Raw genomic sequence first — 23,573 nt, forward strand, 5'->3', positions numbered from 1 at the left:
GAAGTTTAGTTCGATATATAAACTGTTATCAATGAGGTGTATGATAGTTTATGAATTGATTTTTACGGACATCAAAAAGCCTACCTGTTTCTTTTAAATAAGGTGAAGATAAATGTACTATTTTGGCAGCAACCTCTTGGGGAGAGGGTAAGGTCTGAGGATCTTCATTAGGCATGGCTTTTGCTCGCATTGCAGTGCGTGTTGCACCTGGGTTAACGCAATTAACTTTGATTGGTGTTTCTTTAAGTTCTTCTGCCCAGCAACGAGCAATAATTTCTAAAGCAGCTTTAGAGGCTGCATAAGGTCCCCAGAGAGCGCGTACACAGTGAGCAACACTTGATGATAAAAAAATAGCACGTCCAGCGTCAGATTTGCGTAATAAAGGTTCAACTGCTTTCATTAAACGCCATTGATTGATGAGATTCACTTGAAACACTTCTTCAAATACTTTATTTTCAATGCGGGCTATTGGTGAAAGAACTCCAAGAATTCCTGCATTTACAACCATAATATCAAGTTTTTTCCAGTGTTCAGCAATTGAAATATTTAGAGTATCAATGACTTGTGTATTATGTAAATCAAGTGGTACAAGCGTTGTGGAGGAACCTTTTTCTTGGATTTGGGTATCAAGCATGGTTAAATCACTAATTGTTCGTGCAAGGGCTATAATATGAGCCCCCCGTGCTGCTAGCTCTAATGCCAAATGATATCCAATTCCTCTGGAAGCACCTGTAACCAGTGCAACACGTCCAGAAAGATTAAAATCAGATTTCTTCATTATTAATTTCTTGTTTTCAGGACAGATAATTTATGAACTTTTGGAATACTTTTTTGATCGGTAAGATGTGTGGGATAGTGGCCAGTAAAATAATGATCAGTAAATTGAGGAGCAGAGTTATTTCGTTTTTCTCCTATAATAGCGAGATAAAGACCATCAGTTGATAGAAATTCTAATGAATCAGCTCCAATGAAATTACACATAGATTTTAAATCTGGGTATTTATTAGCTAAAAGATCTTCAATTTTAGGTGTATCGATTCCATAAAAATCGGGATAAAAAATCATTGGACTGGAAATGCGCATATGAACTTCTTTTGCTCCTGCGTCGCGAAGCATTCGTACGATTTTAGTAGATGTTGTTCCACGCACAATAGAATCATCTACTAAAATGACACGTTTTCCTTCAATAATAGAGCGGTTGGCAGAATGTTTTAATTTCACGCCAAAAGCACGAATTTGTTGAGTTGGTTCAATAAAGGTGCGGCCCACATAATGGTTGCGAATAATGCCAAGTTCAAAAGGAATACCAATTTTTTGTGCATAGCCAATTGCAGCAGGTGTTCCCCCATCAGGGACGGGGACAACAACATCACCCTCACACGGTGCTTCTTGAGCCAATTGGATACCCATATTTTTACGAACTGCATAAACACTACGCCCTCCAACGATTGAATCGGGTCGAGCGAAATAGACATATTCAAAAAGGCAAAGTTTTTCTGGTTTTTCTATTTCTGGTTTAATAATTTTTGTAGTAATTTCACCATTATCTTGTATTTCACATATGATGATTTCACCATTTTTGACATCACGAATGTATTTTGCTCCAATGATATCAAGTGCACAGGTCTCTGAACAAAAGATTGGTTTACCGTCAAGTTCACCTAGAACAAGTGGCCGAATACCTATTGGGTCACGTGCAGCAATAAGTTTGGTACGTGTTAGCGCTAACATGGCATATCCACCTTCCACTTGGCGAATGGCATCAACAAAACGATCGGATGATGACTCATGACGTGAGCGGGCAATAAGGTGGAGAAAGACTTCCGAATCTGAAGTTGATTGACATATAGCACCAGAGGCAATTAATTCATGGCGTAATGTAAGACCATTTGTTAAATTACCATTATGTGCAATAGCAATACCTCCGACTTTTAATTCAGCAAATAGAGGTTGTACATTGCGTAACGCTATTTCTCCCGTTGTTGAATAACGAGTATGTCCAATAGCACGATCTCCAGGCAAACGGGCAAGTGTTGCAGGGTTTGTGTAGTGATCTCCAACAAGGCCTAGGTGTTTTTCTTGATGAAACATTTTGTTGTGATAAGAAACAATTCCAGCAGCTTCTTGCCCACGGTGTTGTAGTGCATGGAGGCCAAGAGCTGTTAGTGTTGCTGCATCTTTGTGTCCAAGGATACCAAATACTCCACATTCTTCATGAAGGGTATCATCATCAAATAAGGGTTCTTGATAAGGAATATTAATTTTCGTCATCATATTACTTTCAGTAATGATGTTAAATGATTAATATTACACATACTACACATTATTTAAGACCAGTTCTCAAATAAAAACTATAATTCATTCTGCAGAGATATGTTTTGGTTAGTATTTTCAAAATCTGGCGGACAAGTCATCTTTGTTAAAGAGCTTCTCCAGTTTTTCGAGGGCATAATCGGGATTTTTAGGCAACAATTCCCAAATTTGTTGGCTTAATGAATCCAACATAGGCTTTGTTTTTGCATCTTTCAGCCAATCAGATTGTTGTTCGGGTTTAATAAGCGCATTAATAAGTAAAATGCCAATAACTGTGATTAATAAACCGCGAAATGCTCCAAAGATAAAACCAATGGTGCGGTCAAGTTTACCGATTCGACTATCAATGATAAAGTCAGAGATTTTCATTGTAATGATAGAAATAATAATTAAAGCAATAATAAAAATCGTAATCAATGTAGCTATTAATGCGACTGTTTCATTAGAGAGATATTGTTCAACAAAAGGCAATACAGGCTTAAATAAAAACAGTGTGATAACGGCTGAAATTACCCAAGAAAGCAATGATAAAACTTCGCGGGAAAAACCTCGGAGCATGGCTAGAAAAGAAGAAAACAGGATGATTGCAATGACAATGCCATCAAGAACTGTTAAACTCATTTGTTTTCTCCTTAGTATAGGTTATAAAAATTACGTTCTATTTTAATCAGTATAGAAGTATGTAAAACGTTTCCTGTTATGCCAGTTTCTATTTTATAGCAAGGTCCTTTTGTATTTTATAGAGTTAATTCTATTTATTATTTGTATGACAGTCATTTTTTACTTGCAACAATAGTGGCAACAAATTCAGAAAGGTCAGAAAATGTTTTTTGTTGAAAGGTTGCGGATTTTATCATTTTGGTTATTGTTACAGGCTGAGCAGAACCTTGAAAGCCGAGTTTTTGAGCTTCTTTGACACGTTGTTCTGAATGAGTAACAGCACGAATTGTTCCTGAAAGGCTAACTTCACCAAAATATACATAATGGGTTGGAAGAGGAATGTTTACAAGAGAGGATACCAAAGCTGCTGCGACGGTTAAGTCAGCTGCTGGTTCTGATATTTTGTAACCACCTGCAACATTAAGGTAGACATCATGTTGTCCAAAACGAACGCCGCAGTGAGCTTCTAATACAGCAAGGATCATTGAAAGACGATTCCCATCCCATCCTAAAACAGCACGCCGTGGTGTACCAAGTGAAGAGGGGGCAACAAGAGCTTGAATTTCTACTAATATAGGGCGTGTTCCTTCCATTCCTGCAAAGACAGCAGCTCCTGGAGCTTTTTCATTACGTTCACCTAAAAATAGTTCGGATGGATTGGTGACTTCTTTTAAACCTTTGTCAGACATTTCAAAAACACCAATTTCATCGGTTGGTCCGAAGCGATTTTTTACAGTTCTAAGAATACGATAACGATGACTGTTCTCTCCTTCAAAATAGAGAACACCATCAACCATGTGTTCAACAACACGAGGGCCAGCAATTTGCCCATCTTTTGTAACATGTCCAACGAGAACGACGGCTGCCCCTGTTTTTTTAGCAAAGCGTATGATTGCTTGGGCACTAACGCGTACTTGTGTTACACTTCCGGGGGCTGAATCGGCTGCATCTGACCATAGAGTTTGAATTGAATCAATAATGACTAAATCAAGTTTTTTATGCGCATTTAAAGTTGTTAAAATATCTTCAACATTAGTTTCTGCTGCGAGTTTAACTGTTGTATCATCTGCACCAAGTCGGTGTGCACGTAAACGGATTTGTGCAGCAGCTTCTTCACCTGAGACGTAAATAACATTATATCCCTTTCGCGATAATGCGGCTGCCGTTTGTGTAAGCAATGTTGATTTACCAATACCTGGATCACCACCAACAAGTAATGCTGATCCGCGAACAAAGCCACCACCGGTTACACGATCAAGTTCAGAAATGCCAGAATGAATACGTGGAGCATCTTCAAGATCTCCAGAAAGAGAAGTTAATGTTATGATACGTCCTTGACGAATATTTTGCGTTGGGCCGCTGCCAATGCCACTGTTCGTACCTTCTTCAATAAGAGAGTTCCATTCTCCACAAGAATCACATTTACCAGCCCAGCGTGAGTAGACAGTATTACAATTTTGACAGATAAATTGAGTACGATTGCGTGCCATAATAGTTTAATTACGTTGTTCTGGAAGATAATCACTTTCTGCCAGGTCGCTAAAGCGTGTAAATTCTGACTGAAAAGCAAGATGAGCTGTTCCTGTTGGTCCGTGTCGTTGTTTTGCTATAAGAATATCAGCTATTCCGAAAACTTTTTCCATTTCAGCTTGCCATTTTACATATTCAGGAGTTCCTTCTTTAGGTTCTTCATTTTTGAGATAATATTCTTCACGATACACAAAAAGAACAACATCCGCATCTTGTTCAATCGAGCCAGATTCACGTAAATCTGATAATTGTGGGCGTTTATCAGTTCGGTTTTCAACTTGGCGTGAAAGTTGTGAAAGGGCGATAATAGGAACATTAAGCTCTTTAGCTAAGGCTTTGAGTCCTGTAGTGATTTCTGTAATTTCTTGAACGCGATTTTCAGATGAACGTTTTGAATTGCTTGTCATTAACTGTATATAATCAATAATCAATACGTCCAAACCGTGTTGTCTCTTCAGGCGACGTGCACGTGCAGACAATTGAGTAAGCGATATACCCCCAGTTTGGTCAATGTAAAGTGGCGCTTTTTGGAGGCGACGCGTTGCATTCACTAGTTTTTCAAATTGTTCTTCTGAAATATTACCACGCCGAATTTCAGAAGAAGATATTTCTGTTTGTTCAGAAATAATACGCGTTGCAAGTTGTTCTGATGACATTTCAAGTGAGAAGAATCCAACGATGCCTCCCTCATTTTCTTGTGATGAATTATTCATTTTAGCATCATGATTATAAGCGTCGGCAATATTAAAGGCTATATTAGTTGCAAGAGAAGTTTTACCCATACCGGGTCGCCCAGCTAGGATAATCAAATCAGAAGGTTGCAATCCTCCCATTTTTTCATCAAGTTTTTTTAGATGGGTAGCTATACCCGATAGATGCGAGGACCGTTTTTTGGCAGCGGATGCCATATCAATAGCTTTTTGGATAGCATCATTAAAACTTTCAAATCCACCACCATATTTCCCTGTTTCTGCCAATTGAAATAAATTACGTTCGACAATCTCAATTTGTTGGGTTGGTGTAAGCTCAACGGGAGCGTCAAAAGCTGTATTTACAACTTGATTGCCAATATCAATTAAGGATCGTCGGATAAAAAGATCATAAATTACTCGTCCATAATCTTCAGCATTAATGATGGTAACTGCTTCTTTGGCTAAACGAATAACATAATTGAATACAGTAATATCTCCAATTTTTTCTTCAGCTGGAATAAAAGGTTTAATGGTGACAGGATTTGCGAGTTTTCCTTTTTTAATGATTTGTGATAAAATATCAAAAATTTTTTGGTGCAATATTTCAAAAAAATGTTCTGGTTTTAAAAAATCTGACACACAATCAAGTGCATCATTGTTAATGAGAATAGCACCAAGGAGTGCTTGTTCAGCTTCAATATTATGTGGTAGTTGCCGGAAAGAAGAAGTCTCTTCTTTATGCAAAGGGTTGAAATTAAGGATACTTGTTTCTTCCATTAAGTTTTTTCCACTAAGATTTTAAGTTTAGTCATCTTAGACAAGGCGATTGAATGCTGTACATTAAAAGAACAGAATTGCAAATTTCTACTTTTAATTAAAGCCATATTTTTAATTTTTAATGATACTTTTTTTAACAAATCAATTGCTTATAATATTGCAGTTTATATTTTTTGTATTTTATGGTTTATAATTGCAATTATTTCAGGCAAAATATCAGAAACTATTTTTTATATAATATGGGTAAGAAAGATTGCAATTTGTATACAAATTATTTGAATTTGAAAAAACGCATTTTTATCAGAGAAAAAGAGCATTTTCAGAGATTATAAAAAGGTGTTATATAAAATACAAACGGATACTCTACAGAAATTTTTCTTTCTCCCAGAATGTTTAAAAAGTATGGAACTATGTTTTAAATATTTTTAGTATAGTCTCAAAATTATTATCAATGATAATAAGCTTACTTTTCTCTATAATTTCCTTAATAAGAATAGCTTCAGATAAAGTGGGGGGATATAATTATTTTCTCCTCAATATATTTTAGTTGGAATATAATATTATGATATCATTGTAAAATATCCTGCTTTTAGACAGGATATTTTTTGTAAGATATCAATATGTTAAATAGTAAAGAACTAAGAATAAAAAATCGACCAAGTAGGAAAAAAGTTGATTAAGCTTTTCCATTCACGCTCTTTTCATCATTGTTATCAATTTCTTCTGCTAATGGCTGTTCTTGAATATCATATATTGCTTCGATTGAGGTGAGATTTTCACCTTCTGCTTGACGTTGTGCTTCATTAGTCGAACGTGCAATATTAATTGTTACAGAAATTTGAACTTCAGGATGTAGACTAATTCTGATGATATGAAGACCGATTGTTTTTATTGGATGATTAAGCTCAATTTGATTGCGTCCAACAGAAAAGCTTTTTTCTGTTATAATTTCTGAAATATCACGTGTTGATACAGAACCATAAAGTTGACCTGTTTCACCAGCAGAACGGACAATAATAAACGATTGACCATCAAGTTTTTCAGCCACTTTTTGAGCTTCACTTTTTCGCTCAAGATTACGGGCTTCAAGCTGTACACGTTGTGTTTCAAAATATTTTTTATTAGCTTCATTAGCTCGTAAAGCTTTACCTTGAGGCAACAAAAAGTTACGTGCATAGCCATTTTTAACTGAAACAATATCACCTATTTGACCAAGATGAGGAATGCGTTCAAGTAAAATAATATCCATAGTTTATTCCTTTCGAATAAATAACTTCAATGAAGTTTGTTGTATGATTGGAAGCTGTATTGAATAGTTGCCCAAATCCCCATCAACATGGTCATGAAAGCAATAGGTGGAGAGAAAACAACAGTCAAAGCGGCTATATAAACGAGTGATAATATAATTACTCGTCCGCTCACCCCTTTTGTAATATGATGGAGATACGCTAAGCCACTGATTGATATGATAACAGTATATGCAGTAGTAAAAACGCGTGTACCTAAATTAAGAATAGGACCGAGTTCAAGCATTGATGCTATGCAAGAAATGATAAAAATAATGAGTCCAGAAAGTGGGAGACGAAAAGTTTGTCTCCAATCATCACGAGGTCTTGTCAGCCACTTCATATGTCGTGCTGTTATTATTGAAAAATAAAGATTACTAATGAGAAAAATCAAACTGTAACTAGTGAGTACAATAGCTGTTAAAGTGGCTGCGTGTGTCGTTAACAGTTTGCTAAAGGCAAGAATATCAGCTTCATTTATAGATTGCGATTGACGCATAACTTGCACTATATTTGCATTAATTTCTTGTGCAAGAATAGGAGTTATTGGGTGCATTTGCACATAGATTCCGATAAGGGTTAATGTAAGAGCAATAAAATTGGTTAAAAGGAAAATAACCGATGATAATGGGTACCATATAAGTGCATTTTCTCCTTGCGCTGGTCGTGCAAGCCCAAGGAGCCAAGAGGTATAGACAGCAGGGAGAAAGAACACCAACATAAAGCCAAAACCAATATAAATATTGTTAGCTATGGTGAAGATAAAAGTGACACTTATTAAAGCGATAAGGCTGGATAATGTTCCAAAACCGAAAGCTACAATAAAAATTGGAAGTGAAATAAAGCAACCAAGAAGGAGAGAAAGATAAGGCACTATCTTAGCAACACTAATGATTGCCATTCCTATAACAGCAGTAAATAGTCCCGCTAAAATACCAATCATTATTTTGTAAAAATGAAAATGTTTCATTTATCGCTGTCCTGCCTTTTGCAGTTAGGGGCAATGTCCCAACTTTGGGTATTTTATACGTTTATGTATTTATATATAAATAATTATAATTAAAAAATATTCTGATTCCAATTTGTATATGTAATAGTCTATTTAACAACATATGGAAGCAACCCAAGAAAACGGGCACGTTTAATAGCATTAGCTAATTCGCGCTGTTTTTTCTGGCTGACGGCTGTAATACGTGAAGGAACGATTTTGCCACGTTCTGAAATATAACGCTGTAACAGCTTAATATCTTTGTAATCAATCTTTGGAGCATTTGCACCTGAAAACGGGCACGTTTTACGACGACGATGAAAAGGACGACGTACAGGGGTTTGATTAATTTCAATCATTATTCCATTCCTTCCGTTGTGTCTTCATGTTGGTGGTGCGTAGGGCGAGACCGCTCCTCATTTTTGTTAAGGGAGTCTTCATGATTAGATCGTGAAAGCATGGCAGACTGTCCTTTTTCATGCTTTTCTACGCGGATTGTCATATAACGCAAAACGTCTTCATTAATGCGCATTTGGCGTTCAATTTCAGCAATTGCTGTAGCTGGAGCATCAATATTAAGCAATACATAATGAGCTTTGCGGTTTTTTCGGATACGGTAAGCAAGAGCGCAAAGGCCCCAATTTTCAATACGCCCGATTGTTCCTCCGTGCGCTTCAATAACATTTTTATAAATTTTTAAAAGTTCATCAATTTGCTGTGGTGTGATACCCTGTCGAGCAAGAAACACATGTTCATAAAGAGCCATTAATTTTGCCTTTCTTCAGTTAAACTTCACCAGTTTTGGCGCAAAGCCTCTGCGACTTGTCTTTTTAGGGAACCCAAAAAGAAGAAAGGACGCACTTATAATTCGAGACACTCGAGAGTGGAGATACGGGAGGTCGGAATTATTGCATTTCCTACTGGTATTTTCCAGTCCTCCGTTCAACCTCCAGCCAAAACGCTGATAATGAATAGCTGATATTTACAGCTTATCTCAAAAAATAGCAAGTTGATGATTACAAAAAATGTAACTTAATTAAGTTTTGATATGTTTTTATATATCTATTGCTTTTAAATATATAAAATAACATCTTGCGGGCTATAGGAATAAAAAGAGATAAGAATGAATTTTTTAAATCAGATTGATGTAGCGCTTTTTGAAATACTTTCTGGCAACTATCAAATAGGGATGGCTTTAGTTTGGATTGGTATTATTTGTGCAAAGTTTTTAATTTATATTATCCCTATACATCTTTGTGTGTTGTGGTTTTGCAGCGGATATATGGAACGACGTGTAGCGCTAAGTATTTGTGTTAGCATTTGTGCTGCTCTTTTTTTTAGCTATCTTATTTCTCTCATTTATTTTCGTCCACGTCCATTTGTTGCGGGTTTAACACATTCACTGATTGAACATCGAGCGACAGCTTCTTTTCCTAGCCATCATGCTTTAGTTATTGCATCTTACACTACTTGCCTTTATTTCTATCAGTACAAACTTATCTCTAAGTTTGCATTAATACTTTTATTTTTGATCTGTTGGGGACGTATTTTTACTGGTGTGCACTATCCTTTTGATGTTTTAGGTGGTGCAGTTTTGGGAAGTCTAATAAGCTGGGGTGTTATTCGATTGATTGTACCATATTTTCCTGAGTTTCTATATCAAATTCCACCCTTAAAATATAATTTTAAGACAAATATCTGTTCTAAATAGGTTGCTTTGTTTTTATTTATGCTTATGTGTTGGAGCAATAAAAAATATTGATGCTCAATTGAGGAGTTAAACTAATGGTAGCAGCGTTTACTTTTCCAGGCCAGGGAAGCCAAATTGTTGGCATGGGCAAAGTGCTTGCAGAGCAATTTGTTGAAGCGCGTATGGTCTTTGAAGAAGTTGATGACGCTTTGGGTGAAAAATTATCACATATTATATTTGAGGGACCAGCAGATGTTCTTGCGTTAACAACAAATGCTCAACCAGCTTTGATGGCTGTATCACTAGCAATTGTTCGTGTAATGGAAAAGTTTGGGTTAGATATAGAATCAAAAGTAAAATTTGTTGCAGGGCATTCTTTAGGGGAATATTCAGCACTTTGTTCGGTTCGTACATTGAGTTTGGCTGATACAGCAAGGCTTTTACGAATTCGTGGAAATGCTATGCAAAAAGCTGTCGCTATTGGTGAAGGTTTAATGGCAGCACTTATCGGCTTGAATGAACAAGATGTTGAAGAAATTTGCAGCACTGTTTTAGGAGAAGGTCTATGTCAGATCGCTAATGATAATGGTGGTGGGCAAATTGTTATTTCAGGTGAAGCAAAAGCAGTTGAAGCGGCAATGAAAACTGCTTTAGAAAAAGGCGCTAAGCGTGCACTTCTCCTACCAGTTTCAGCGCCATTTCATTCAGTTTTAATGCAACCTGCTGCCGATGTAATGAAAAATGCGCTTTTAGCTGTTGACAAAGTAGCACCTATTGTTCCGGTTGTTGCAAATATTTCTGTTGCACCAGAGAGTGATCCAGAGCGCATTTTTATGCTGCTTGTTGAACAAGTAACTGGGCGAGTGCGGTGGCGTGAAACGGTTGAGTGGTTTGGGTCCAATGGAGTTGATACACTTTTTGAAGTTGGTTCTGGAAAAGTGTTAACAGGTTTAGCTCGACGTATTAATAAAGACATTAAGGGGATAACAATTGGTACGGCTGAGGAAATTGAGGATGCATTACAGGTACTAGGTGTTTAATTTTAGGAAGTTTGAAAGATGTTTAAATTAACAGGTCGTAAAGCTCTCGTAACAGGGGCATCAGGAGATATTGGTGAGGCAATTGCGCGTTTTTTTCATGCGCAAGGAGCAATTGTTGGGCTTCATGGAACACGTGAGGAAAAGCTCAAGGCAATCGCTGCGGATCTCGATCAGAATGTTTTTGTCTTTCCTGCTAATTTTTTTAAGCGTGAAAGTATTAAGCGATTGGCTGAGACAGTAGAAAAAGAAATGGGTGGTGTCGACATTCTTGTTAATAATGCTGGCATTATTCAAGATGGTCTTTTTGTGCGTATGCAAGACCAATATTGGGATGATGTATTAGCTGTCAATTTGACAGCTACTTTTACTCTAACGCGTGAATTGATACATACTATGATGCGGCGTCGCTACGGACGTATTATTAATATAACATCTATTGTTGGTGTTGTTGGTAATCCTGGGCAAACAAATTATTGTGCTGCAAAAGCTGGTATGATAGGTTTTTCTAAATCGTTGGCACAGGAAATTGCATCACGAAATATAACTGTTAATTGTATTGCTCCAGGATTTATTAAATCTGCAATGACTGATAAACTTAATGAAAAGCAGAAAGAGACAATTATGGCTGCAATTCCCATGAAGCGTATGGGAATAGGTAAGGATATAGCTTCTGCAGCTATTTATTTAGCGAGTGATGAAGCAGCATATATTACAGGTCAAACGATCCATGTTAATGGTGGTATGGCAATGATCTGAGTGTTTATTTTTCTACATTGATTTATAAGTTTTATTATTTTAGATAATAACGAGTGAAGTAAAGCGATGCATTTATTTCTTTGACGGGGTGATTGCTCAATCTTATATCGACGATGCGAAATTAGTTCATTTTTAAGGGATATCCACAGAATGTTCTAAAAATCATCGTTAAAATTTTGAAACAATGCATCTATTGCTTGATTAGGTGAATTTATATCGCTAACCAAACAGAGAAACAATACAAAATTGAGGATTGCAACATGAGTAATACGGAAGAGCGCGTTAAGAAGATTATCATAGAGCATCTTGGAGTTGACGCAGATAAAGTTGTAGAGAATGCAAGTTTTATTAATGATCTAGGAGCTGATAGCCTTGATACGGTTGAACTCGTTATGGCTTTTGAAGAGGAGTTCGGTGTAGAGATTCCAGATGATGCTGCCGAAACAATTTTTACAGTTGGTGATGCTGTAAAATTTATTGATAAAGCTTCTGTATAATTTTATGTAAAGAGCAAGAATGGTAGAATGCTTTTGCCTTTATTCTTTACTTAAAGTCATTTGAATTTAAACATATGGCTTTAAGGGGGGTGAAGGATTGATTCAAGGTTAAAAATATGAGACGGGTTGTTGTTACTGGTTTGGGATTAGTATCTCCATTAGCTGGTAATGTCGAATATAGCTGGAAGCGGCTTCTTGAAGGGAAAAGTGGTGTTCGACGTATTACTGAGTTTGATGTAGCTGATTTACCGTGTCAAATTGCTGCACGTATTCCTTTGGGGGATGGAACAAACGGTACATATAATGCTGATTTGCATATGGAGCCTAGGGAACAGCGCAAAGTGGATGCATTTATTACTTATGCAGTAGCTGCTGCTGATCAAGCACTTGCAGATGCTGAGTGGTGTCCCAAAAATGATGAAGACCAAATTTGTACAGGAGTGATGATTGGTTCTGGTGTTGGCGGTATTGAAGGCATTGTTGAAGCTGGTTATACACTTCGTGATAAAGGGCCAAGGAGGGTTTCTCCCTTTTTTATTCCAGGACGTTTGATTAATCTTGCATCTGGTTATGTTTCTATTAAATATGGTTTACGTGGTCCTAATCATTCGGTTGTAACAGCTTGTTCAACGGGTGCGCATGCGATTGGTGATGCAGCTCGTTTGATTGCACTAGGTGATGCGGATGTAATGGCGGCAGGTGGTGCTGAGTCCCCAATCAATCGGATATCTCTTGCTGGTTTTGCTGCTTGTAAAGCCCTTTCTACTGGGCGTAATGATGATCCTGAACGCGCATCACGTCCTTATGATGCTGATCGTGATGGTTTTGTTATGGGAGAGGGGGCTGCGGTTGTCGTTTTAGAAGAGCTTGAGCATGCAAAAAAACGAGGTGCTCGCATTTATGCTGAGGTTGTTGGTTATGGTTTGTCTGGCGATGCTTATCATATTACAGCTCCTTCAGAAAGTGGTGAGGGTGCTCAACGTAGTATGGTAGCTGCTCTTAAACGTGCACAAGTGAATGTATGCGATATTGATTATATTAATGCTCATGGTACATCAACAATGGCCGATGTTATAGAATTAGCAGCTGTTGAACGTGTTTTAGGTAACTATGCATCGCAGGTATCAATGTCGTCAACAAAATCGTCTATTGGACATTTGCTTGGTGCGGCTGGTGCAGCTGAGGCTATTTTTTGTATTTTAGCAATACGAGATAATATAGCACCAGCTACCCTTAATCTTGATAATCCATCTATTGAAACAAAAATTGATCTTGTACCACATAAACCACGTGAACGAAAAATTGATACAATTCTTTCTAATTCATTTGGTTTTGGGGGAACAAATGCATCTTTGGTGATGCGACGCTTTGGAGAGTAGTAAACATTTTTATTTATTATTATCGCTTCTTAAGCTTTTTTCATTTATAATGAGTTTAGGCTGAGAAATGATAGCCATAATATTTAAAAGTTATCAAATTTGATAAAATCATGTCCGATGCGAAAAATGAAATACCACCACAGAATGTAAATGATTCTTTATTGAATCATTTGCTAAATGACAATGATGTGTTACCGTGTAAAAAACGGAAGAGGTCGTCTATTTCTTATAGTCCATTTGTCATTCTCGGTAATTTTTTTCTAATGTTGATAGTGATTATTATTTTGGCTATCAGCATCCCTCTTTATATTGGAAAAAATATATTTGAAGGAAAGGGAACGGGTGAGAAAGAAGAAATTATTTTGATCCGTCCTGGAACAGGAATTCGTGAAATTGCATCATTGCTTGAGCAACGTGGTCTCATTCGATCGTCTGATGTCTTTGTTTATGGGGTTGGTTATCATCAGAGTACGACACGTCTTAAAGCAGGTGAATATTTAATTCCAGTTCATGCTTCGATGAAAGATATCATGGATATTCTTGTGAAGGGAAAGTCTATTGAACATACATTTACAGTACCAGAAGGTTTAACGGTTCAACAGGTTTTTGACCGGTTAGCTGCTAATGAAATTTTGATTGGTGATCTTCCTGAGGTTTTACCTCCAGAAGGGAGTTTGATGACTGATACTGTTCATTTCATTCGTGGTACAACACGTGCAGAGATTATAAAGAGATTGCGTGAAGAGCAAACAAAATTAATTAATTCAATATGGGAATCTCGTTCACCCAATTTACCAATCAAGACCGTTGAGGAATTTGTTATATTGGCATCAATTGTTGAAAAAGAAACGGGGATTGCATCAGAAAGACCTCAAATTGCTGCGGTATTTTATAACCGCCTTTCTAAAGGTATGCGCCTTCAATCGGACCCAACAGTAATTTATGGTATTTTTGGTGGAAAAGGTAAGCCTTCAGGTCGCCCGATTTATCGCTCGGATCTTGAAAAGGAAACCCCATATAATACTTATAAAATTAATGGATTACCGCCAACAGCTATTGCGAATCCAAGTCGTGATTCTTTAAAAGCAGTAGCACATGCACCAAAAAGTGATGCACTCTATTTTGTAGCTGATGGTTCGGGCGGGCATATTTTTTCTAGAACTTTAAATGAACATTATATAAATGTCCGTAAGTGGCGTGCATTAGAGAGAATACGTTAGATCTTTTTAGATCTGAAAATTCATGACTTAAATTTTAATATACGGTTTTAGAAAAAACTTTAAAAAGAGTGACATGATGGCGTTACTAGATAGTAAATTAAGCGCTCAAACAACAAATAGACGTCGTGGTTTTCTATTTATTCTTTCTTCGCCTTCAGGTGCTGGTAAATCAACCCTTTCTCGGTTAATGCTGAAAGATGAACAATTAAAACTATCTATAAGCGTGACAACACGACAAAGACGTTCCAGTGAAGTAGATGGTCTCCATTATCATTTTATTTCAAAGGAAGAATTTGAACATAAGCGTGATAAAGATGAATTTATAGAATGGGCTGAAGTTCATGGAAATTATTATGGAACTTTACGTAAAAACATTGAAAATGCACTAATAAATGGCCAAGATATGTTATTTGATATTGATTATCAAGGGACCGAACAGCTTCAACGAAAAATGCCGGGGGATACTGTATCTGTTTTTATCCTTCCCCCATCAATGAGAGAGCTGGTTTCCCGTTTACATCGTCGAGCAGAAGATAGTCAGAGTATCATTGATTTACGGTTGAATAATGCACGAACAGAGATACAACAATGGCGTTCTTACGATTATGTTGTGATTAACGAAGATTTAAATCAGTCTTTATTGCTTATTAAATCAATTTATCTAGGAGAAACAGTGAAACGTGAGCGTTGCAGCTTTCTTGAGTCTTTCGTTAATACACTTATTACTGAAAAGATTAATTGAAGCACTTATTATTTTAGAAAGCTTTTACATGAACAAAAGTTTAAAACTTTTAAATGACCAAATTTGCTAAAGACACAAATTCAGAAATCGAGAGTGTTTCAGCTCGACGTGTTCCATCAATTCCAGATTTTTCTAAAAGTATTTCACCTCCAATAGTTTTAAGACTTTGACGAAGCATTTTTCGCTTTTGCCCAAAGGCAGCTTTTGTCACAAGGCTTAATTTTTGTGTTGAACAGGAGAGAGGTTGTGGGCGTGGAATAATATGAACAACGGAAGAAGTAACTTTAGGTATTGGTGTGAAGGCTTGTGGAGGAACATCAAAAGCAATTTTTGCAATGGCACGCCAGCCAATTAATACACTAAGGCGGCCATAGTGAGGGGAATGAGGAGTAGCGGTAATACGTTTGGCTACTTCACGTTGAAACATCAGTGTCATTGATTTATAAAAAGGAGGCCATGGTTCAGTTAAAATCCAGTTTAATAAGAGCTGTGTTCCAATATTATATGGAAGATTTGCGATGATATGTGGTTTCTCTAGACATGTTTCAAAAATTTCTGAAAAATTTTGCTTTAGTGCGTCATTACAAATAATCTTTAATTTTTGCGGATAGTGCTTTTCTATATCTAATAGCGCCTGTAGGCAGCGTTCATCACGTTCTATTGCTGTTACAATAGCGCCTTTTGCGAGCAGGGCACGCGTTAAACCTCCAGGGCCTGGGCCAACCTCAATAACAGATTTTCCCGCTATATTTCCCGCTTGTTGGGCTATTTTAGATGTTAAATTAAGATCAAAAAGAAAATTTTGACCAAGAGATTTATTAGCTTGCAGCCCGTATGTATTAATTACTTCACGCAGAGGGGGAGGTTATCTATTGGCATGTTGTAAAACTATTTTTAGCAAGTTGATTTGCCAGTGTAAGAGCAGCAATAAAACTTTCAGGAGAGGCTATTCTCTTGTTGGCAATATCAAAAGCAGTTCCATGATCTGGAGATGTTCGGATAAAAGGCAATCCTAGGGTAATATTAACAGTGGTATCAAAGTCTAAAGTTTTAACAGGAATAAGGGCTTGATCGTGATACATACAAAGAGCAACATCATATGTTTGTCTTGCACGTTGGTGGAACATTGTATCGGAAGGTAAAGGGCCTATGATATTAAGTCCTTTTTTCTTAAGGTATTCAATTGCAGGAGAGATAATTTCAATATCTTCTTTTCCCATTGTACCATCTTCTCCGGCATGCGGATTAAGACCGGCTACAGCTAAGCGAGGTGTAGTGATCGCAAATCGCTTTCTTAAATCACTTTCAACAATTAATGCTGTTTGAATGATTAAGTTACACGTGAGATGTGAGGGAATTTCATTGAGTGGAATGTGAACAGTAATAGGCACTGTTTTTAATTGTGGTCCGGATAACATCATAACCGGGTGATAATGCTTATTTGAAGCTTTATGGGCGAGGTAAGCAAGAAATTCAGTATGGCCTGGAAATTTAAATCCAGAATCATAAAGGCTTTTTTTTGCAATAGGGCATGTGATTAGTGCGCATGCATGACCATCTTGAATCAGTTGAACACCGCGTGTAATAGCTTCAATTATTCCAGCGATATTGTTTGATGAGGGCATTCCTAATTGGTCATTTTGCCGATTTTTTAATGGCATTACAGGGAGAGCTATTTGGAAATTTTTTACAAGATTATCTACAAAAACAGTTTCTATATCAACATTGAGTTGTAAAAAATAAGCACGTGAACGAATAACTTCAGGATCAGCCAACAGAACAAAGGGCGGAATATGTCGTATATTACGCATACTCCACGCTTTTAAAACTATTTCAGGGCCAATACCTGCTGGATCACCACTACTAACGACTAGCGGAGTCATGATGATTTTGAATATGCGCTCTTTGTCGCAATTCTTTCAAATATTTCTCACTTAAAGCTTCAAGTTTTTGAGGAGTCCTTTTTTGATTATCTTGAATAGAAAACATAAGTTGGGCAACACGATCGTCAGAAACTCTCTTTATTTGGCAGACAGCAAGTGCTTCAATACCATATGGAGTTTCATGCGGTTGGGTCATTTTTCCAGCAGGTGTTGCACGGATAGCTTGTTCCCAATCTGTAGGAAGTTGAGGTTCCAAAAATTTACCTAAATTACGAACAGTAACATCTAAAATGCCTTGCGCTTGTTTTTTAGTGTTATTACATCCTTGGAAATGTGCACGGAAATTATTTATTTCTTGTGTACGTTTTGTAAGAAGTTCTGCACGACGATGGGAAGGAATGACAAAAATAATTTGCTGTAATGTATATTCATTTGTTGAAGGCTTTATACCTCCATTTTTTAATATTCTATGTGCGGCTTCTTGTTCAGTAAGGCGGCCATCTTCAGATTGATAACGTGCATTAACAAGACGTCCCCATCCCATTTGTCCGCTGATATATGCTTTAAAGTGCTCTTCTGTAACGTCAGTTTGATTCAACATTTCACTAAGCTGATCAACGGTCATATTATTTTGTCCTGCAAAATTTTCAAAAGCACTATTAATTTCATTATCACTGACATCAATATTAAGACGCTTTATTTCAATGTTTTTAAGCATCTCATCAATAAGTTCATTTCTGGCTTGTGCAGCAAGATCACCCTGTTTTTGTTGTAATTTGAGAAAGGCAATGCGCCTTTGAATATCGTAATTTGTAATGGGATTACCATTGACTGTGATAGCAACTGTTGTTTGCGCAAGCACTGATGATATAAAAAGTGCACCTATAAGGCTACTTACACTGAAAGCAGCGATGCAAAAGGTCAAATTAGAAGTACAAAATAAAGCAAAAGCACTATTTTTAAATCTGTTCATATAAATAAAATTTCGCATTGTTTATCAAATTTTCATTGGCAAATTAAAATATATGTTTTCCTACATAAAAACAATGATAAGTTAAAACATTTCTACATTCTTGCTACATTCATTATAAATCTGATTTTATCTTTTGCCCAATATCCGTGATTGTACGTAATGAAAGAGAAAAATTAAAATTCTGCAAAGGTGCATTTTTCCCTGGATTAGTTATCTGTTGATAGCCGATTTTCATTTCAAAGCATTCATTTTTGTAATTTAAATTTATTCCCTGCTTTATAAATGTACTAGATACTAAGTCATAACTGACATCGTTGTATATAGACCAATACCTAGAAAATTTAATACCAATTTGAAAAGAAATTTCTTGACGATCTTGTGTATATTCATAATTAGGTTGGTTTTGGATATAGGCATATTGTAAGGATGCTTTAAAATTTGCCCATTTTTGAGATGCTTCTACTTCACCACGGCGGATTTGACCTGTTTTTTTATCAAAACGTCCACGAGATTCTAAGGCAAAACCACTGTCATGGTTTGCATTAAACATTGCAACATAGTCTGAACGCGATGTTTCAAGACCAGAATTAATACTTACGTTGACAAAGTTCCTTTCTGCAAAAGAATTTTTTCCTGCAAGATGAAAAGATTGTCCAACAAGGCCATAAAGTGACCAATCATTATTAAAACTTCCGGAATATCTTAGGCCTATATTTGTCCTTGTTCCACCTTCGACACGGTCATAACCAGAGAATTTATCGCGTTGAAATAGAGTAGTTGCATCAAATACGAAGCTTTGCGCATCTTCATTTGGTAATAGTCCGGCATGTTGTTCATTATTGCGTATAAAGAGTTGTACTGTTGGTTCTAAGACGTGTGTAGAGATGCCAGAAGTTACAAGGAGGGGGTAACGTAATTCTAAACCTGCTGTTGCCATGCCGCGAATAGTTGGTGAGGCAATGTTAAATTTTGTCGATGAGTCATATGCGAGATGGCCAATATAACTTCTTCGGGCATTTGTTATTGTATCACTACGTAGTGCGAGAATAGGGGTTATTAGTAATCCATTTTGTGTATTAAAACGCTTTTTCCATTCTATTTCACTTGTTAACCGAAAACTATTTCCAAGTATATCAGAAGGCTGAGAGATATAAAAGGAATGTTCCTGCCAATCGGTATAGTTTAAGTTAGAGTGATTGCGATAAATTGATTGCATATTGGCATGAAAAGTAAATTCCCCAGTATAAACTGATTTATCTGGTGTGAAAAAATAATCGATACGGGGTAAAACCCATGCTTGCTGAGAATGATGTCCGTTAATGGTATTTGTAGGTATCAAATCTTGAACGGTAAAATGGTAAAAACGCATATCAAAGTAATTTTTTTCTCCAAGGCCGTTCAAATAAAGCTGAGAAAGTTGTAAAGGATTACTATAGTTTCCAAGTTTATATGTGCGGCTAAAATGCTGATCTGACTGGGCAAAAATATCCCAACCATAAGTCCAACGTGAGTTAATACGGAAATCGCCTTTTGTTGCTACCATATAACGATTGTTTTTTTGCGCATCAATTGTATCGTTATCGAACTTCTGAGGATTAATTTGATATATATGAGCAAAACGGATGTTATAATTACCTGTTTTTAAACGCTGACGCCATTCTCCTTCAGTTAACAGTCCTTGTTTTGTGTAGAAAGTGGGAGAAAGTGTAAAATCATAATGAGGTGAGAAATTCCAAAAATAAGAATTCTTGATACCAATACCAAGATGATCATTATAAGAAAGATGAGGAGCAAGTAAACCGCTGACGCGTTTTACATTTGGATCAGGGAGTTCAAAAATAGGAAACCGAACAATTGGTACACCAAAAACTTCAAAATGACCGTCTTCAAATTGAATTGTTTTAGTGGTGTTATTCCATATGATCTTTTTTGCTTTAATTTGCCAAAAGACTTCACTATCTGATTTGTAATGATGAGGTTTACACGCTGTATAGACAGCATTATTGAAGATTGTAAGTTGACTGCCCTTGCGTTCAGCATTTTCAGCTGCAAAATGTGTGTTGTTAATAGCTTCAACACGTAAAAAATTTACAAATCCCTCACCAAGGTCTTGAGTCATATCAATATAATCAGAATAGACTTTATTACCATCCTTTTGAACAATTTCAACATTTCCTTGTGCTATAATACGTCCTGTTTTTTGATTGTAAGTGACTTTTTGGGCAATAACTTTATTGTTATCATATTCAATTTGAACATTTCCTTCAGCAGAGACAGTGTTTGCGTTATGGTTGTAAGTGAGTTTGTCAGCAGAGAGTAAAAGGGGGGATGTTAGGGATTGAATGTAGTTTTGAGGAGAAAGATTAGAATTTTGTGCTATTGCAGAATAAGATAAGGTTATTCCTAAAACAAAACTGATAGCACTTTTAAAAACTAATATGTTCAGTTTTGTCAAAATTATCCTCTTACTTGTTAGCAATTTCACCTAACCATCCTCTTTATGAAGTAAAAAGGAAATTCCAAAAAACAACGCAATGACAACTGGTGTCCAAGCAGCAATAACTGGAGGAATGTATCCAGCATTACCAAAAGCTTGAACGAGTACGGAAATGACATAAAGCATGAATCCAGCGATTACACCACCAAGAATTAATGCTTTAGATTGTCCAAGGCGTGTAAATTTTAGCGATACTGTTGCTGCAATAAGAGTCATTGCTACAAGTAATGCTGGTAATGCAATCAATGACTGCAAATACATATCAAACTTATTTGCAGAATAACCGAATGATCGTGCAGCTGAAATTTTTCTTGGTAATTTGTAAAATGGAATAGTTGCAGGATCGGCTAAATATTCAGTTAAAAACTCAGGTTTTAGATTTGTTTTTATACGAAATTCAGTAAACTTTTCAGGAACATGGCCTGTTTTATAAATCGTTCCATTCGTTAACAGCCAAGTGCCATTTGCTAACGTTGCTTGTTTTGCGTGAATCCAATTTTTAACTGTTGCGTTATCATTATATTGCACAAAGGTTGCATCAATAAGAGAGAGGCCTTGCTGTGTGATTGATCTGGCTCCAATAGTTGTTATCCCTAAATTTGTATGTTGCGTTAACCATGGGATACGATTCTTGTTGATAGATGTTTGAACATTATTACTACGCCATTCAGCAATCATTTTTTCTGCTTGAGAAGATCCCCATGCGGCAAATGGATTGATGAAAAGAATCGAAAATAACCCAAAAAGAAAAGCTCCAAGACAAGCGGGTATAAGAAATTGCCACGCAGAAACACCAATTGAACGAGCAACAACAAGTTCAAATTTTTTGTTAAGTGATATTAACATGGTCATTGCAGAAAATAGTGCAATGAAAGGAAAGAGTTGCTGCATAATAAAAGGGATACGCAACGCTGAAATGAGAAGTGCACCTTTTGCTGTATAATGGGGAAGGGAGGCTAGTCGACCAGAGTTTTCTGTAAAGTCAATTAAAAGGGCAAGTATAAAAATACTTAATACAAAATAACAGGTTGTTTTAATATAACGTGCAAAAAAATATCGCCCAAGTGTCCATCCAATCATGATGTTTTGTCCGAAGAATGGTAAGATTTTCGATATTCAGATTTGTCCGTCATTTTTTGAAAAAGTGTTTGAATAATATCATTAAGTTTTGCAGGCATACTAATTTTACGGTTTGTCAGTAGTATAAAAAAGATTAATATGCTTACTCCTATTGGCGTAATATAGAGCAGAGGGACGTAAGTGAGGTCATTTTTCGTTTTTTCAGCGAAAAAATATTCTACCCAATAAATCAACAAGGAAAAAGTAATCGTGAAAACGATTGCTGATGTACGTGCTTGTCGATGTGAATGCGCATCTCCTGCTGCAGCTACTGCAATTAAAGCAAAAACAATTGGGTAGAGCCACTCTGTGAGTCGACGGTGAAATTCAGCTTTGTATTGAAGTGGGTTACGCTGATAATAGGGATCATATGGATCAGGATGTAACAAATAAGAAAGAGGCCTATCTTTAGGATAAATAGTTGGCTCTCCATTATTGGGAATGAATTCACTTAAGCTAAAAGTATAGGAGTTAAATTTAATAATTGAGACACTATCATTTTGATAATTCACTCTTTCAATTTCACCATCATTGAGAACTAAAAAATTTCCATTTTTATTATTAACAATTGTGCCTTTAGTTGCATAATAGAGAAGATCAATCTTAGAATCGCGCTGATCAGCAATGAAAAGACGTCCAATGGTTCCATCTGAGTACCGTTCACCAATTTCTATATAAAGATTGTTTGTTAGTGCTTGAAAGCTGCCTTCGCGAATAAAAAGATTAATGAGATCCGAATGAGTGCTTGCCAGCATTTGTCGCATATTAAGGCGTGCGTGAGGAGCAACAAAATTAGCGATTGAAAAAGACGTACATGCAGTAAGAATAGCTAAAAGGAGAATTGGTTTTAAAACAGTATTTTTGGAAAAGCCAGAGGCGCTGATAATAGCTAACTCTGAATCTTGATTCATTGTTAAAAGGATAGTTGTAATTGCAATCACTAGTGCAAATGGGATAATAAGGGAAATAACAGGAGGAACTAATAAAGATGAAAAATATAAAACTGTTAGGAATGTTTGTCCATTTGTTGTAAGAAAATCAATTCGTGCAAGGACTTGCACTGTCAAGCTAATACCGATTGCTGCGACCATCACAGCACTGAATAAAATAAAAATACGCTTTAGGATGTATAACTCAATAATACGCATAAATTGGGTAACATCCTTAGTCTTTAATTTGAAAAAGATACTGTATAATGTGCCAAATTAATAAGATATAGTAGTCAAAATTTAAAAACGACCTCTTTGTGCTTTTTTTCTAGTAAGCAACAAGAAATTATGAAATAATCTTAATTCATTTTACCATGTTTTTTCAAGTGCGGTATCAAGAAAAGCTAAGAAAATAACACAAAATAAATTTTTTCATTTATTTTAAAATTATGATTCTTCTTGTTTCTTTTTGCTATCATTTAATACATTACAAAAAGACAATATACACATAATACACATAGTAAGAAAAAAAATTATGATGTTCCGAGCTGTTCCTTCTCTTTTTTAGGAATATAGAAATGTTTCAAAAAGAGTACTACACT

21 protein-coding genes and 1 pseudogene are annotated in these 23,573 nt (G+C 36.3%); 7 read left to right on the forward strand and 15 right to left on the reverse strand.

Annotated elements, in window-relative coordinates; all coding sequences use genetic code 11:
* Positions 1 to 28 precede the first annotated feature (28 nt).
* The 9 genes from BWD162_RS01580 to rpsF all read right to left on the reverse strand — a co-directional run bounded on the left by BWD162_RS01580 (position 29) and on the right by rpsF (position 9,012).
* Entirely contained in the window at positions 29 to 778 is a 750-nt protein-coding gene (locus BWD162_RS01580; protein WP_078705155.1) for an SDR family NAD(P)-dependent oxidoreductase, read from the reverse strand.
* Positions 779 to 780: 2 nt separating this feature from the next.
* Positions 781 to 2,274: an amidophosphoribosyltransferase gene (gene purF, locus BWD162_RS01585; protein ID WP_078705156.1), complete on the reverse strand. Its 1,494-nt coding sequence runs from the start codon at positions 2,272 to 2,274 to the stop codon at positions 781 to 783.
* A gap of 117 nt (positions 2,275 to 2,391) precedes the next feature.
* Positions 2,392 to 2,934 carry a CvpA family protein gene (locus tag BWD162_RS01590; RefSeq protein WP_078705157.1) on the reverse strand — a complete coding sequence of 181 codons (543 nt, stop codon included), beginning with the start codon at positions 2,932 to 2,934 and terminating at the stop codon, positions 2,392 to 2,394.
* A gap of 152 nt (positions 2,935 to 3,086) precedes the next feature.
* Entirely contained in the window at positions 3,087 to 4,463 is a 1,377-nt protein-coding gene (gene radA, locus BWD162_RS01595) for a DNA repair protein RadA (protein ID WP_078705158.1), read from the reverse strand.
* A gap of 6 nt (positions 4,464 to 4,469) precedes the next feature.
* Positions 4,470 to 5,972: a replicative DNA helicase gene (locus tag BWD162_RS01600; protein ID WP_078705159.1), complete on the reverse strand. Its 1,503-nt coding sequence runs from the start codon at positions 5,970 to 5,972 to the stop codon at positions 4,470 to 4,472.
* Between the two features lie 676 nt (positions 5,973 to 6,648).
* Complete coding sequence (gene rplI / locus BWD162_RS01605; RefSeq protein WP_078705160.1) at positions 6,649 to 7,221, reverse strand: 50S ribosomal protein L9; 573 nt, start codon at positions 7,219 to 7,221, stop codon at positions 6,649 to 6,651.
* A gap of 26 nt (positions 7,222 to 7,247) precedes the next feature.
* The gene (locus BWD162_RS01610) at positions 7,248 to 8,228 is read right to left on the reverse strand and encodes a hypothetical protein (protein WP_078705161.1); all 981 of its coding nucleotides are present in this window, start codon (positions 8,226 to 8,228) and stop codon (positions 7,248 to 7,250) included.
* A 128-nt stretch (positions 8,229 to 8,356) separates the two neighbouring features.
* Positions 8,357 to 8,605 (reverse strand): 30S ribosomal protein S18, encoded by a 249-nt coding sequence (gene rpsR / locus BWD162_RS01615; RefSeq protein ID WP_007477487.1) that lies wholly within the window; start codon positions 8,603 to 8,605, stop codon positions 8,357 to 8,359.
* On the reverse strand, positions 8,605 to 9,012 hold the full coding sequence (gene rpsF, locus BWD162_RS01620; protein WP_078705162.1) for a 30S ribosomal protein S6: 408 nt from the start codon (positions 9,010 to 9,012) through the stop codon (positions 8,605 to 8,607). The genes rpsR and rpsF overlap by 1 nt, the downstream gene beginning before the upstream one ends.
* A gap of 357 nt (positions 9,013 to 9,369) precedes the next feature.
* On the opposite strand from rpsF, the gene BWD162_RS01630 reads away from it, so the two are divergent.
* The 7 genes from BWD162_RS01630 to gmk all read left to right on the forward strand — a co-directional run bounded on the left by BWD162_RS01630 (position 9,370) and on the right by gmk (position 15,570).
* The gene (locus BWD162_RS01630; RefSeq protein WP_078705163.1) at positions 9,370 to 9,957 is read left to right on the forward strand and encodes an undecaprenyl-diphosphatase; all 588 of its coding nucleotides are present in this window, start codon (positions 9,370 to 9,372) and stop codon (positions 9,955 to 9,957) included.
* 74 nt (positions 9,958 to 10,031) lie between these two features.
* Positions 10,032 to 10,976 carry an ACP S-malonyltransferase gene (gene fabD, locus BWD162_RS01635; protein ID WP_078705164.1) on the forward strand — a complete coding sequence of 315 codons (945 nt, stop codon included), beginning with the start codon at positions 10,032 to 10,034 and terminating at the stop codon, positions 10,974 to 10,976.
* A gap of 18 nt (positions 10,977 to 10,994) precedes the next feature.
* On the forward strand, positions 10,995 to 11,732 hold the full coding sequence (gene fabG, locus BWD162_RS01640) for a 3-oxoacyl-[acyl-carrier-protein] reductase (RefSeq protein WP_078705165.1): 738 nt from the start codon (positions 10,995 to 10,997) through the stop codon (positions 11,730 to 11,732).
* A 260-nt stretch (positions 11,733 to 11,992) separates the two neighbouring features.
* Positions 11,993 to 12,229, forward strand: coding sequence for an acyl carrier protein (locus BWD162_RS01645; RefSeq protein WP_078705166.1), 237 nt, complete (start codon positions 11,993 to 11,995; stop codon positions 12,227 to 12,229).
* 116 nt (positions 12,230 to 12,345) lie between these two features.
* Positions 12,346 to 13,608 carry a beta-ketoacyl-ACP synthase II gene (fabF, locus tag BWD162_RS01650; protein WP_078705167.1) on the forward strand — a complete coding sequence of 421 codons (1,263 nt, stop codon included), beginning with the start codon at positions 12,346 to 12,348 and terminating at the stop codon, positions 13,606 to 13,608.
* A 110-nt stretch (positions 13,609 to 13,718) separates the two neighbouring features.
* The gene (gene mltG, locus BWD162_RS01655; RefSeq protein ID WP_078705168.1) at positions 13,719 to 14,828 is read left to right on the forward strand and encodes an endolytic transglycosylase MltG; all 1,110 of its coding nucleotides are present in this window, start codon (positions 13,719 to 13,721) and stop codon (positions 14,826 to 14,828) included.
* A 76-nt stretch (positions 14,829 to 14,904) separates the two neighbouring features.
* Positions 14,905 to 15,570: a guanylate kinase gene (gene gmk / locus BWD162_RS01660; protein ID WP_078705169.1), complete on the forward strand. Its 666-nt coding sequence runs from the start codon at positions 14,905 to 14,907 to the stop codon at positions 15,568 to 15,570.
* Positions 15,571 to 15,619: 49 nt separating this feature from the next.
* On the opposite strand, the pseudogene rsmA reads toward gmk, so the two are convergent.
* The 6 genes and pseudogenes from rsmA to lptF form a co-directional block, all read right to left on the reverse strand.
* Positions 15,620 to 16,449, reverse strand: a pseudogene (gene rsmA / locus BWD162_RS01665) (16S rRNA (adenine(1518)-N(6)/adenine(1519)-N(6))-dimethyltransferase RsmA).
* The gene (gene pdxA, locus BWD162_RS01670; protein ID WP_078705171.1) at positions 16,440 to 17,453 is read right to left on the reverse strand and encodes a 4-hydroxythreonine-4-phosphate dehydrogenase PdxA; all 1,014 of its coding nucleotides are present in this window, start codon (positions 17,451 to 17,453) and stop codon (positions 16,440 to 16,442) included. Before pdxA ends, rsmA begins: the two are co-directional and overlap by 10 nt.
* Entirely contained in the window at positions 17,434 to 18,426 is a 993-nt protein-coding gene (locus BWD162_RS01675; RefSeq protein ID WP_078706110.1) for a peptidylprolyl isomerase, read from the reverse strand. Before BWD162_RS01675 ends, pdxA begins: the two co-directional genes overlap by 20 nt.
* A 112-nt stretch (positions 18,427 to 18,538) precedes the next feature.
* Positions 18,539 to 20,911: an LPS-assembly protein LptD gene (locus BWD162_RS01680; RefSeq protein WP_078705172.1), complete on the reverse strand. Its 2,373-nt coding sequence runs from the start codon at positions 20,909 to 20,911 to the stop codon at positions 18,539 to 18,541.
* A complete protein-coding gene (lptG, locus tag BWD162_RS01685) occupies positions 20,912 to 22,003 on the reverse strand; it encodes an LPS export ABC transporter permease LptG (protein WP_078705173.1) in 1,092 nt (363 codons plus the stop codon). It lies immediately after the preceding gene.
* Positions 22,000 to 23,190 carry an LPS export ABC transporter permease LptF gene (lptF, locus tag BWD162_RS01690; RefSeq protein WP_078705174.1) on the reverse strand — a complete coding sequence of 397 codons (1,191 nt, stop codon included), beginning with the start codon at positions 23,188 to 23,190 and terminating at the stop codon, positions 22,000 to 22,002. Before lptF ends, lptG begins: the two co-directional genes overlap by 4 nt.
* Positions 23,191 to 23,573 lie beyond the last annotated feature (383 nt).

Source organism: Bartonella sp. WD16.2, from assembly GCF_002022505.1.
Classification (GTDB): Bacteria; Pseudomonadota; Alphaproteobacteria; order Rhizobiales; family Rhizobiaceae; genus Bartonella.